The 12,263-nt window shown below is 45.0% G+C and carries 16 protein-coding genes and 1 pseudogene; 10 read left to right on the top strand and 7 right to left on the bottom strand.

All coding sequences use genetic code 11. The annotated features are described in order from the left end of the window. Together AB4Z17_RS27200 and AB4Z17_RS27205 are read right to left on the bottom strand one after the other, a co-directional pair. Nucleotides 1-915: pseudogene (locus AB4Z17_RS27200) on the bottom strand (squalene cyclase); the annotation flags it as partial. Between the two features lie 105 nt (nt 916-1,020). Further along, a complete protein-coding gene (locus tag AB4Z17_RS27205; protein WP_441963277.1) occupies nt 1,021-1,905 on the bottom strand; it encodes a LysR substrate-binding domain-containing protein in 885 nt (294 codons plus the stop codon). A 200-nt stretch (nt 1,906-2,105) separates the two neighbouring features. Between AB4Z17_RS27205 and AB4Z17_RS27210 the strand changes: the two genes are divergently transcribed. Then, nucleotides 2,106-3,128 (top strand): YeiH family protein, encoded by a 1,023-nt coding sequence (locus AB4Z17_RS27210; protein ID WP_441963279.1) that lies wholly within the window; start codon nt 2,106-2,108, stop codon nt 3,126-3,128. 54 nt (nt 3,129-3,182) lie between these two features. On the opposite strand, the gene AB4Z17_RS27215 is transcribed toward AB4Z17_RS27210, so the two are convergent. The 5 genes from AB4Z17_RS27215 to AB4Z17_RS27235 are packed head-to-tail and all read right to left on the bottom strand — an operon-like array spanning nt 3,183 to nt 4,978. Further along, complete coding sequence (locus AB4Z17_RS27215; RefSeq protein ID WP_441963267.1) at nt 3,183-3,620, bottom strand: spore germination protein GerPE; 438 nt, start codon at nt 3,618-3,620, stop codon at nt 3,183-3,185. 8 nt (nt 3,621-3,628) lie between these two features. Further along, on the bottom strand, nt 3,629-3,841 hold the full coding sequence (locus tag AB4Z17_RS27220; RefSeq protein WP_441910419.1) for a spore gernimation protein GerPD: 213 nt from the start codon (nt 3,839-3,841) through the stop codon (nt 3,629-3,631). Further along, nucleotides 3,841-4,509 carry a spore germination protein GerPC gene (gene gerPC, locus AB4Z17_RS27225; RefSeq protein WP_441910418.1) on the bottom strand — a complete coding sequence of 223 codons (669 nt, stop codon included), beginning with the start codon at nt 4,507-4,509 and terminating at the stop codon, nt 3,841-3,843. The genes AB4Z17_RS27220 and gerPC overlap by 1 nt, the downstream gene beginning before the upstream one ends. Nucleotides 4,510-4,550: 41 nt before the next feature. Next, nucleotides 4,551-4,754 carry a spore germination protein GerPB gene (locus tag AB4Z17_RS27230; RefSeq protein WP_076266927.1) on the bottom strand — a complete coding sequence of 68 codons (204 nt, stop codon included), beginning with the start codon at nt 4,752-4,754 and terminating at the stop codon, nt 4,551-4,553. Further along, complete coding sequence (locus AB4Z17_RS27235) at nt 4,751-4,978, bottom strand: spore germination protein (RefSeq protein ID WP_054024261.1); 228 nt, start codon at nt 4,976-4,978, stop codon at nt 4,751-4,753. The genes AB4Z17_RS27230 and AB4Z17_RS27235 overlap by 4 nt, the downstream gene beginning before the upstream one ends. Nucleotides 4,979-5,130: 152 nt before the next feature. Between AB4Z17_RS27235 and AB4Z17_RS27240 the strand changes: the two genes are divergently transcribed. From AB4Z17_RS27240 to AB4Z17_RS27280, 9 genes are all read left to right on the top strand, one after another. Further along, on the top strand, nt 5,131-5,556 hold the full coding sequence (locus tag AB4Z17_RS27240) for an Hsp20/alpha crystallin family protein (RefSeq protein ID WP_076266928.1): 426 nt from the start codon (nt 5,131-5,133) through the stop codon (nt 5,554-5,556). Between the two features lie 387 nt (nt 5,557-5,943). Continuing rightward, nucleotides 5,944-6,168 (top strand): hypothetical protein, encoded by a 225-nt coding sequence (locus AB4Z17_RS27245; RefSeq protein ID WP_076266930.1) that lies wholly within the window; start codon nt 5,944-5,946, stop codon nt 6,166-6,168. 155 nt (nt 6,169-6,323) lie between these two features. Continuing rightward, the gene (locus AB4Z17_RS27250; RefSeq protein ID WP_441910417.1) at nt 6,324-6,761 is read left to right on the top strand and encodes a Fur family transcriptional regulator; all 438 of its coding nucleotides are present in this window, start codon (nt 6,324-6,326) and stop codon (nt 6,759-6,761) included. Further along, nucleotides 6,761-7,018, top strand: coding sequence for a membrane protein insertion efficiency factor YidD (gene yidD / locus AB4Z17_RS27255; protein ID WP_441963269.1), 258 nt, complete (start codon nt 6,761-6,763; stop codon nt 7,016-7,018). The genes AB4Z17_RS27250 and yidD overlap by 1 nt, the downstream gene beginning before the upstream one ends. Nucleotides 7,019-7,165: 147 nt before the next feature. Beyond that, nucleotides 7,166-7,300, top strand: a complete 135-nt coding sequence (locus AB4Z17_RS27260; RefSeq protein ID WP_441910415.1) for a hypothetical protein — start codon at nt 7,166-7,168, stop codon at nt 7,298-7,300. 113 nt (nt 7,301-7,413) lie between these two features. After that, nucleotides 7,414-9,405 (top strand): methionine--tRNA ligase, encoded by a 1,992-nt coding sequence (metG, locus tag AB4Z17_RS27265; RefSeq protein WP_441963271.1) that lies wholly within the window; start codon nt 7,414-7,416, stop codon nt 9,403-9,405. A gap of 284 nt (nt 9,406-9,689) precedes the next feature. Next, nucleotides 9,690-10,700 carry a metal ABC transporter solute-binding protein, Zn/Mn family gene (locus AB4Z17_RS27270; protein ID WP_441963273.1) on the top strand — a complete coding sequence of 337 codons (1,011 nt, stop codon included), beginning with the start codon at nt 9,690-9,692 and terminating at the stop codon, nt 10,698-10,700. Between the two features lie 77 nt (nt 10,701-10,777). Further along, nucleotides 10,778-11,584 carry a metal ABC transporter ATP-binding protein gene (locus AB4Z17_RS27275; RefSeq protein WP_441910508.1) on the top strand — a complete coding sequence of 269 codons (807 nt, stop codon included), beginning with the start codon at nt 10,778-10,780 and terminating at the stop codon, nt 11,582-11,584. Then, nucleotides 11,568-12,263 (top strand): metal ABC transporter permease (locus tag AB4Z17_RS27280; RefSeq protein ID WP_441963275.1); only part of this gene is annotated, 696 nt, incomplete at its 3' end. The genes AB4Z17_RS27275 and AB4Z17_RS27280, both read left to right, overlap by 17 nt.

Below are 12,263 nucleotides of genomic sequence, written 5' to 3' on the forward strand. Positions count from 1 at the left end.
GTCCCAGACTTCAGCAGATGCGACTTGAAGATGAGGCCTGTCGACACACATGACTGAAAGTATACCTGCCAATAATCGATTTACGGCGGGTGAATCCGTGGAGTAGCCCAGCGAAAGCAAAGATAAAATCATCAAAATCGTTGCAGTAGAGAAGGTTAGAAGCGTTCCATTGGGCTCAAGTCTCTCGAACATAAAGGCTTCAGCCTTCTCATACGACGTTGAGGAGCTGGGTGGAAGCAGACTGGATAAAGGCAAGCTGGATATAAATTCATTCAGCGCAGATATCCAGGTCGTATCATTCGAAAATTTGCGCGAGTCGTTAACAAATAGTTGATAAAGCTCGGGCATTGTACTCGTTTTGCGGACAAATTGTTTGTTTGCCATAATGATAGTCGGTACAAGGTGGACACGCGCATGACCAGAGAGGGAGAATAGATCAAGTCCGATTCCGAGATCGGAGAAAAAAGCTTCCAGCGGAATGCGCAGCATACGAGGCCATTCTGCTTGGCCCGTTGCGGCAAAGATCACCTGCGTGAGCAAGGATCTAACCTCGGATAAACCGCCGCGCTTCAGAATAAATTGCTTAGCTCTTACCATACGCGGATCAGCTTCATAGTAGTAACCTGCAAAAAGCAGTGCAAAATAAGCCTCAGACGTTGCATCCAAATTGCCTTCAGACTCATCTGGATAAACCTTCCAGGCTCCGTTTTCCTCTTGTTTTGAGGCAATTCGAGCAGCAAGCATGTGAATCAAGCGCTCATCTGCTCTGCCTAGCAGGCGCAGCAAAATGATTAAATAACTATCCGTCATCGTCCCAGAATCGAAGCACATCCGCCATGCGCCGTCCTGCGACTGCTGGTGAATAAGCTCTTCCGTCATTGCATCTATCCTTGCGCGGATTCGTTTCATATCCATGTGGCGCAATCATCCTTTGCAACTGTCGTTGCTTAATATATATGCGCTAATCAGCAAGCACAGTCGAGGATCGCCTAATAGGAATAGACGGCTTGTTCATACTGTTTATTCATTAAGGGTTAGAAGCCGTTGGAGCAGCATGGATACAGCCATTGTAGCTGCTCCATCCTTATGTTGGATAATAGAAAAATCACGTTCAAAACGCTGCTTGCTCAACCGAAGCTGAATCAATTCTCCCGATTCTAATTCCTTCTTTACGACCCAGCGCGACAGCATCGCTATTCCTAAACCGGATACAACAGATTGTTTGACACTTTGGCTGCTATTAAAAATGTAAGAGCGTTTTTGGGTTATTTGCGCATCACGTATGAACTGGTCGCTAAAAGCGCGAGTTCCAGAGCCGACTTCTCTCAGTACCCATACTTGGTTTTGCAGCATTTCGGCATCAATGAAGCGCTCCGCTGCGAGCGGATGTGTAGAAGGAGCGATCAGAATCATTTCATCTTTCATGTAAGGCGTAACGACTAAATCTGACGCGCTTGCATCGCCTTCAATGAGACCAATATCGAGTTCGTTGGATCGTACTGCTTGAACAATTTCCTCCGTATTCCCGATTGTTGTTTGTATAGTAACAAGCGGATATTGAACAGCAAATTCAGCAAGCCGGCTTGGGAGAACATATTCACCAATCGTAAAACTGGCTCCAATCTGCAAGCTGCCCGTCACTTTATCCTGTAAAAGCTGTATGTCCTGCTTCGCTTCCTCATATAAAGATAAAATTTGCTTCGCCCGCTGGTACATAATGTCACCAGCTTCGGTAAGCCGAACCTGCTTAGGAGAGCGATGCAGCAGCTTCGCTCCAAGTTCATTTTCTAAATTTCGAATATGCAGGCTTACCCCTGGCTGAGAAATATTCAATAGATCTGCAGCTCTTGAAAAATGACTTTGCTCCGTTACGGTAACGAATACTCGAAGCGCCTCAATGATCATCATTATCCCTCATTATTGATTACGATTTTCTTGAATATAACGTGATTATAAGGATAAAGCGAAAGAATGGCAATTCAATCATTAGGATTCCTGATGATAAGGATAGGGAATAGGTATTTCACTTTGTTTGCTCCGAGCCTTATAGTGAATGCAACGGGAACACTTGCTAAACACAAGATGCAGAGGTGAAATCGATGATTATAAAAAATGTTTTTATTCGTCATTCGAATAATGGTTTTGGTTTTATACAAGGATTAGCGTATACGATGGGTATTGCGATAGCAGCGAAAGGAATCGCGATGCTTCCTTTTTTTAACGTTATGGGTCAACTGGTTGTCGCTATTTTATTAGGGATAGCGTGTCGTGCATGGATAGGCTTGCCAGTGCAAGCGACGAGCGGCATAACGTTTTCAAGCAAAAAACTGCTGCGATTCGGAATTATTTTGCTGGGGCTTCGCCTGAATTTATATGATATTTTACATGCAGGGCCAAAGGTATTTGTGCTTGCCGTTATTAACATTGTATTTACGATATTTGTTGTGTATGGAATAAGCAAATGGATGAAAATAGATAAAAATTTAGGCCTTCTCACAGCCTGCGGTACAGCTATTTGCGGTGCAGCAGCTGTTGTAGCAATAGCTCCACAATTGAAGGCAAGTCCAAATGAAACGGCTGTGAGTGCGACAACGGTTGCTATTTTAGGAACGTTATTTACGCTAGCCTATACCGTATTGTACCCCGTGCTTGATTTAAGCAACGCAGGTTATGGCATCTTCTCGGGTGCAACGCTGCATGAGATTGCTCATGTTATTGCTGCAGCGGCTCCTGGAGGACAAGAAGCGATTGATTTGGCTGTTATTGTAAAGATGACTCGTGTTGCGCTGCTTGTCCCAGTCGCGATTATTATTGGAATTTGGAATGGCCGTAAAAGCAATAAAGCACAAAAAATGAGCTTAAAGCAATTGCCGATTCCATGGTTTATCGTTGGATTTCTTGCCATGAGCGGAGTTAATACGTTAGGCATAATTCCTGCCGCAGCTACTGCGAATCTGATTGTCGCCGCTCATTTTCTAATTGCAATGGCAATGGCAGGACTTGGTCTCGGCGTCGATTTTGTCGTATTTAAGAAGCTTGGAAAAAAACCGTTTATTGCGGGATTCATTGGCTCTGTGCTGCTAGCTGGGCTCGGATTGCTGCTCGTGCATATTTTTCATTTGGCATAAAAAAAGACAAGAAAAAGTCCGCAGGCATACAGTGCCTTAGCGGACTTTATTTGCTCAACCTTGAGAGAGAGCGGAATTTTGACGAGGGTACTGCCGAATATGCTTGATTCGTGATTCTCCGTTCAGAGTCACTCCATTGCCGATCTGAATGCTCGCTGCTGAGCCGGATGCAATGACTTGTATGTATCCGACTGTAATATTCGGCGCACAATTGGTTCGAAACAGCTCAATACCACCAGAATAATCAAATTCCGGATCATTGATAACCGGCAGCGGGCGTGAAAAAATCTTATAGGATTCAAAAAAAACTTCGCCTGAAGTCAGATGATCTTCTTTCCTCTGCACCGCTAGCGCTCGAAGCTTGGCACTCGTCACAGCGCGATCACCAAGCTGTACAATACCTGCCTGACCAACGGTTATTATACGCAAGAACCCAACAGTTGCGGTTCGAACATGAAAGGTATTGATAGATTGATCATTGATTCGATTCATGATACCACCTAGCTTCCCCCGAAAGCGCCGCTAGACTCTTCTTCCGGAAGCGGAAACGGAGCAATCGGTCCAACGATGACAGATTCAGGCGGTGTATCGAACATCGAATATAAATTTACGTTATCGGTGTCCCCAACTTGCAGCATCGATGCACTGGATACGCCGAGCACTTCAATTTGACCAACACTAAGCAGATGATTAACAACTTTAAAATACAGCATTATGACATTCCTCCGGTAGATGGGGAGTTGTTTTGCAGCTCTCGCATATAGGCGAGCAATGCAGCGTCGGCGTCCCTTTTTGTTTTGGACAGTACGGTAGCCGTGACCGCATTGTTATCAATCGCGGCTGATTGAGCATCGCTGCCTCGATCTGTTTTTTGCATATAGTACTGAATGCGGGCAGGCACTTGTTTGCGGACATCATTTATAATAATTTGCCGATGATAAGGATCTAGTGGAATTTGGAGCTCGTTTTCGTAGGAAAGCAGCTTTTGCTGAGCTTCCATATCCAAATAGCGAGTCATCCCAGCATAAATATCATTGTATAGCCCATTTTGCGGCGGTGCAGGTGAGGTAGCCGCTGGGAAAGCGGGCGTATTTGATACGGTCATCTGTTCAATGCTTCCAGGGATAGAATCATCTCCGATGCCTGGCGCGGTCATCCCAATATTCAGTGTGCCGTCCAGCTTCTCAACTTTCAATTGATCAAAATGATATTGAATGCCGTCTATATGGTAAGTAGGGCGCGCTTCGAGCTGCTTTACTTGTTCACATAATGCGTTGACCTTTGCTTCTAGTGCATCCAGCCGCTCACAATGCTCGTTAAGCTTATTTTGTACTTCAAGTGACCATATTTGCCACGGGGAAAGTGGATTGTTTTGCTGCATGAGACTTGCRCCTCCTACTCGTAATGAGTTCTAATTTCCGCTTAAGTAGGGTTAGGCAGTGGGACGAAGGAAAGCGGATTATCTGAGGATAACTCTGGAGCAGGCTCAGTGAACCCGCCCGAATTATAGAGCTGTGACAATGAACGTATGGATCCGGCACTGCCGACCTGCAGGACGGAGCTGTTCGATACGCTGTCGACACGTAGCTGATGAATTGTAATTTGCTGATGAATGGTCAGGCTCATATTGCACTCACATCATTATTCGAGCTATCTTGCACATCCGGATCAAGGGTGTTTGTTGCGCTGACAGCGTTATTTGAGTTTGTTAAGCTTCCTGTTAGGAATGATCCTGATCCTGCATACGTCTTGGAAGTGCTATTTGGCGACACTTCCAGGGCGTCTCCAAATTGAATAATGGAGCCGGAGCCAACGCTAACAATTTTGACAAAACCTACGACAGCTGGCATGAGCATCCTCCCTTTGTATAGATGATTTTTGATAAATGGAATGTTTATGGTATAGCTTATGCGGCATTCGCCCAGAGGTTACTATCCAGAAAGTATCCTGAAACCCTCAAGGCGCATATGCTGGTAGAAGTGCTGGAAGGCGGGTGTTTGCTGTGGCATCTAAATGGGATGATATGGAACGGTGGATGGAGAAGCAGCAGATGCCAAAAGGCTTTGAGCTGCTGCGCGAACCGGCTTGGGTAGAGCAATATGTGCGTAAAATGATGACCAAAGCACTGCCCGAAGCGGCTGGTGTTATGATTGGAGGAGGCTCAGCAGCCTTTTCCGAGACGCGTCATTTTTTGAATGTGAAGATTACATTGCCGGAAGGCTTTGATAAAGAGCAGCTTCGGTTGTTCGTAAGGGAAGACCGGCTGCGCCTGGATGGACTGCCGAGCGGTAAGCCGGAGACGATCAAGCTGCCTAAGTTTGTGAAGCCTAAGGTGTGCAAAACATTAGTGAAAGACAATTTTATGCACGTGAAGCTTCAGAAGAGGCCAACCAATCGTACCTATCATGAAGCGATAATTCGTTGGTAGTTAACGTATGGAGGAACAGGAAGGGCACAAATCTAGATGAGATGTGCTCTTTTTGTCACGAAATCGACAGGTATTACAGCTGGCTAAAGGCTTCGCTATCCCTTATAATGTCTATTGAACATGTACATATTAGTAAAAAGGGAGTGTGTTCAGTGTCCTTAGTCGATGTAAGCAGTGTTTCTGCTTCGTTATTCATACTTGGAATCGTTTTTTTAATGCTTATTTTCGGTTTGCTGAGCTTTGGTATCCTGCGGATGTTTCAGCAAAAATTTCGTACAGGCTGGTTTAGTTTTGCAGGAGCGGTCGTGAGTTTTGTAGTCTTCATGTACATATTAAATAAGTGGTATCTATAATTTTTTATAGCTGATCACGACCGGAGGTAAGGGCTTGACCTGGACAATTATATGGTTTTTTATTAACATGCTGTTCGTCGTTTCCATTATCAGTTATATGTTTATGCATCGTTCGTACTCGGAATCGAAACGGCTCTCCAATGATTCCGCGTTAATTAATAAGCTCAATACTAGGCGAAAGCTGGTTGGCATTATTAGTATCTTGTTATTTGTAGCGATGTCAGCTAGTTTTATGATCAACATGAGATTAAATGGTTAAACTGAGGCTCTCATTGACGAGAGCTTTTTTTAAATATAAGACTTTATAAGTTTTATTGCTTATAATGGACTTATAATTCTCCGCGTAACGAATGCTAAGCCTCCATAGGCGGCTTTAGCCGGAGATATACAATTTTTAGTCCGGAGGTTCGACATATGCATACGATGGAAGACATTATACGACGCATGTCTAGTCAAGGATTGAGAATAACGGATCAAAGGAAAACGCTCGCAAAGCTTTTTTCTGAGACACAGGGTTATTTGGCTCCGAAGGAAGTCTATGAATATATGGGGAAATCGTATACGGGATTAAGCTTTGATACCGTATACCGCAATTTGCGAGTGATGGAAGAGCTCGGTGTGCTGGAGCAGGTTATTTTTGAGGATGGCGGTAAGTTCAAGCTGCATTGCAGAGAGAATGAACATCATCATCATATGATTTGCCTGCAGTGCGGGATGACGTATCCCATTACTTTCTGCCCAATGGAGCAAACGAATGTTCCTGAAGATTTCCGAGTTGTGAAACACAAATTCGAAGTGTTCGGATATTGCAAAGACTGCATACAAGACGAGTCAGCAGTTAGCGAGGCCTAATGCCAGAGAAACGGGTAATGCGAAGAGTGACTCAAGCTCCGATCCTCTTTTATCGCAAAGTGATTTCACCTTTAACCCCGCCATCATGCCGTTTCTATCCGACCTGTTCGATGTATGCGCTCGAAGCGATCGAGAAGCATGGAGCGGCTAAGGGCTCTTGGCTTGCTATGAAGCGAATTGCCAGGTGCCATCCCTTTAATGCTGGTGGTTATGATCCCGTTCCGCCTGCAAAAGACAGCAACCTAGATGCTCCTTGACAGAGAGGGCTCTATTTGGGTATATTTTGATTTATAAGTGGTAAAATAAGTTTTGGTTTTATTTATATGTCCGAGGAATGGATAAGTACAATAGCAGAACCTTTTCAGAGAGCCGGGAAACATGGTGCAAGCCGGTAAGGGACTCCATTGGAAAATGGTCCGGGAGGATTCGCTTTCGAGCTTCAGCGGCAGCGCTGGGTAAGGGAGCGACGCGAAGCTGGCGTTAACGGCGCAAGCCGCCATGCAGGCGGCACACGAAGCTTTCTTGAAGTGACGGTTTAACCGCTCATTTCCGGATTGAAATTTGGGTGGTACCGCGTGAGTTCAAACTCTCGTCCCATGATGGACGGGAGTTTTTTGCGTTTTTTTAGACTAATGCAATAGGAGGAGTAAAAATGACGAAAAAAAATACGTTTTATATTACAACACCGATTTATTATCCGAGCGATAAGCTCCACATTGGACATGCCTACACGACGGTGGCTGGTGACGCAATGGCACGTTATAAACGTCTGCGCGGCTATGATGTATGGTATCTGACGGGTACAGATGAGCATGGACAGAAGATTGAACGCAAAGCAAAGGAAAAGGACCAAACCCCGCAGCAATTTGTTGATGATATCGTTGTAGGCATTAAAGATCTGTGGGCGAAGCTGGAAATCTCCAATGATGATTTCATTCGTACGACGGAAGAGCGTCATAAGGTTGTTGTTGAGAAAATTTTTGCTCAGCTGCTCAAGCAGGACGATATTTATAAAGGCACGTATGAAGGCTGGTACTGTACGCCTTGTGAGTCGTTTTTCCTCGAGCGTCAGCTGGTTGACGGCAAATGCCCAGACTGCGGACGTGCGGTTGAGCTTGTAAAAGAAGAAAGCTACTTCTTCCGCATGAGCAATTATGCTGATCGTTTGCTGAAATATTATGAAGACAATCCAGATTTCATTCAACCGGAATCACGCAAGAATGAGATGATCAACAACTTCATTAAGCCGGGCCTTGAGGATTTGGCTGTATCGCGTACAACGTTTGATTGGGGTATTAAAGTGCCTGGAGACGCTAAACATGTCATTTACGTGTGGATTGATGCGCTTTCCAACTATATCACGGCATTAGGCTACGGAAATGAAGGCGATGATCAGAAATATCGTGATTTCTGGCCGGCTGACGTACATTTGGTCGGAAAGGAAATTGTTCGATTCCATACGATTTATTGGCCAATCATGCTGATGGCGCTCGATTTGCCGCTGCCTAAGAAGGTGTTTGCACATGGCTGGCTTCTGATGAAGGATGGCAAAATGTCAAAATCCAAAGGCAATGTTGTCGATCCAGTTATGCTGATCGATCGTTACGGACTGGACGCGCTTCGTTATTATTTGCTCCGCGAAGTGCCGTTTGGCGCAGACGGAACATTTACGCCTGAAAATTTCGTTGAACGAATCAACTTCGATTTGGCGAACGATCTTGGTAATCTGCTTAACCGAACGATAGCGATGATCGATAAATACTTTGACGGTGTAATCCCGCCATTTGCAGGCAGCGTAACCGATTTTGATGAATCGTTGCAGAAGCTTGCGAGTGAAACGATCGTTCAGGTAGAGTCAGCGCTTGAAAATATGGAGTTTTCCGTTGCGCTGTCATCCCTTTGGCAGCTTGTAAGCCGCACAAACAAATATATCGACGAGACACAGCCATGGACGCTTGCTAAAGATGAGTCCAAAAATGGACAGCTAGCATCGGTTATGCATCATTTGGCGGAATCGCTGCGAATCGTATCGATTCTGCTGCAGCCGTTCTTGACGCATTCTCCAAGGGAAATGTGGAAGCAGCTTGGGCTTGAGCAGGGTGAACTAACTTCATGGGAGAGCACAAAGCAATTCGGTTCGCTGCCGGGTGGAACGAGAGTAAGCAAGGGCACACCATTGTTCCCACGCCTCGATACGGCAGAGGAGTCTGCTTTTATCGCAGCAGCAATGAGCGGCGGTACACAGTCTGAGCAGCCAGCTGAGCAGCCAAATGCTGCGAAGGCAGCGGATGAAGCACCACAGGCTGCACCTGAGAGCAAGGATGAAATTGCAATTGATGACTTTGCAAAGGTAGAGCTTCGCGTAGCTCAGGTTATTTCTGCAGAGCCAGTTCTCAAAGCAGATAAACTGCTGAAGCTTAAATTGGATCTTGGGTATGAGCAGCGCCAGGTTGTTTCCGGCATTGCTAAGTTTTACACTCCGGAGCAAATGGTTGGACGGAAAGTTATTTGCGTTACAAACTTGAAGCCGGTTAAGCTGCGCGGCGAAATGTCGCAAGGAATGATTCTTGCAGCATCACATGGCGATCAGCTTACACTTGCAACGGTTCCTGACAATATGCCAAACGGCGCTGTAGTGAAGTAAATTCATTTGTTCAAATACGGAGGCACCCCTGAAGTGTTTAACTTCTGGGGTGCCTTTATGTTTTGCTGCTCTTCAAAAATAGCATCAATCATAATTCATATCATTTTGGTCAATAAAGATAATCTATATGATTAAATTGTAGCTGTGAGTCATGATGGGTAAGAAACTTCTGCTAGCTTTTGCTAAGAAATAAGGTTGACAGTCTATTTCACGTCATCGTATAATACAAAACGTAATCATAACGATTACGAACAAGAGAGAAAGATGAATGGAGAGAAATCAAAATGAATAGACTGAAATTATTGACAAGACCTATGGCGCTTAGTTTTCTTTTATCAGCTATGCTGCTTTTTGCAGCGGCTTGCGGCAATAATACGAATCATTCAGGCTCATCAAACCAACCAGCGAACGGCAGCACGGGAACTGGTCAAGCAGAGGGGAAACAAGTTAGTGTCGTTACCAGCTTCTATCCATTATATTTTCTAGCTTCGGAAATTGGCGGAGATCATGTCAAAGCGGTTAATCTAGTAGCTTCAGGCGTAGAGCCGCATGATTGGACACCAAAGAGCCGCGATCTTGATACGGCGTCGAAGGCGCAGCTGTTTCTGTACCATGGAGCGGGACTAGAAGGCTGGGTTGACGGATTTCTGAAAGGCCTGTCCAAAGACAGCAAAGTCGTGACCAAAGAAATCAGCAAAGGCATTCCATTAATTGAGGGAAATGAAGATGAACATGAAGAAGAACATGCTGATGAAGAATCGCATGAACATGGCGGCTTGGACCCGCACACTTGGGTTAGTCCAAAATCAGCCCTTACATTAGCTGAGAATGTGAAAAACAGCTTAATTGAAGCTGATAGCGCAAACCAAGCAGATTATGAGAAAAACTATGAGGCACTAAAAGGAAAGCTCGAAGCAATCGATGCGGATTACACGGCAAAGCTTGCACAAACATCGAACAAAAACATCGTTACCTCGCATCAAGCGTTTGGTTACTTAGCTCGTGATTACGGATTGAAGCAAATTTCAATCATGGGACTTAGCCCTGACGCTGAGCCGCGTGCACAGGATTTGCTCAAAATTGCGAAGTTTGTTAAAGCAAACGATGTAAAATATATCTTTTTCGAAGAATTAGTTTCAGATCAACTTGCCAAAACGCTTGCAGGCGAAGCGGACGTTGAGACAATGGTGCTTAATCCGCTCGAAGGCCTAACGCCGGATCAAGAAAAAGCGGGAGACACATACTTAACCCTAATGGAACGAAACTTGCAAAATCTTGTGCAAGCATTACAATAGAGCAAAAGGCAAACCTGCGGAGCTGAAATATGCTCCGCATTGCTGTGAGGAGATAAATTATGGCGCAATCAAATCGAATGACAAATGCGGATGCAAGCTGCCACCAAGAGGTTATTTCATTGGAGGACGTCTCCTTCTCTTATCAACAGCAGACGGTTATATCAAAGCTAAGCTTCGCGGTGAAGGAACGGGACTTTATCGGATTAATCGGCACGAATGGCGCTGGAAAAACGACGCTGCTGCGCATGATCGTTGGATTGATAAAGCCAACGAGCGGAACGATCCGTTTGTTTGGTGAGAAAGTAGACAAATTTAAGCAGTGGGAGCGCATTGGATACGTCCCACAGAAAAACACATTAAATCCGTTGTTCCCAGCCACCGTTCGGGAGGTCGTCTTGTCAGGCCTTTATGGGCGAAGCAAGCTGTTTAAGAAAATAAGCAAAATGGATTATCAAAAATGTGATGATGCTCTGCATGCAATGGGGATCGAGGATATAAAGGATAAACGCATCGGCCAGTTGTCGGGCGGCCAGCAGCAGCGTGTATTTCTTGCAAGAGCGCTTATAAATAACCCATCGCTGCTTATTCTAGACGAGCCGACTGTTGGGATAGATACAGAGACACAGGAAAGCTTCTTCCATATGATTAAGCATATGCATCAACATCATAACATTACATTTCTAATGGTTTCTCATGACCTTGACATGATTCGCTCGTATTTAGGACAAGAGCCAGCCAGTGGAAACGGGAAGCTCAAGTTTCATATTAAACATTCGCACGAAACGCAGGATTGTGTRGAAAATGATCTTGCACACAGCTTGAAAGGGCTACGGGAACAAATGGAGAGCAGGAAAGAGGTTGTTTTGGTTGGAGATCGTAACTAGTGAATTTTTTCAAAGAGCTCTTATTGGCGGACTTCTAATCGGGGTAACGGCTCCGCTAATCGGCTTATTTCTTGTGCTGCGCAGGCTTTCAATGATTGGCGATACGTTATCGCATGTGTCTATTGCTGGAGTAGCGCTAGGTTTCTTGATTGGCGTGTATCCAATTGCTATGGGATTTGTGTTTGCGATTATTGCCTCTTTTGCTATTGAGAAGCTTCGGAAAGCATATAAATCATATGCAGAGCTGTCCATTGCCATTATCATGTCAGGCGGAGTCGCGCTCGCATCATTATTATTCACGATGGGCAAAGGATTCAACAGCAATGTGAATAGTTACTTATTTGGAAGCATTTATACTTTGAGCACCACTGATCTTTACGTTATAGGCGTCGTTACACTGATTGTTCTTGTTGCGATTAGGCTTCAAGTAAAGGAGCTATTCCTGCTTACGTTTGATGAGGACGCGGCTGCAGTGAGCGGCTTGCCCGTCAAATTTTATAATGTTATGATTAGCGTGCTTACTGCTCTAGTTATTAGTGTTTCTATCAAAATTGTAGGTGCGCTGCTTGTATCGGCCTTGCTGACTATACCAGCCGCATGCAGCTTGATCATTGCCCGCAGTTTCCGTCAAAGCGTTATAACGGTCGTCATTATTGGCGAGATTGCCGTTGTATTAGGC

It is taken from the genome of Paenibacillus sp. TAF43_2 (genome assembly GCF_052113545.1).
GTDB lineage: Bacteria > Bacillota > Bacilli > Paenibacillales > Paenibacillaceae > Pristimantibacillus.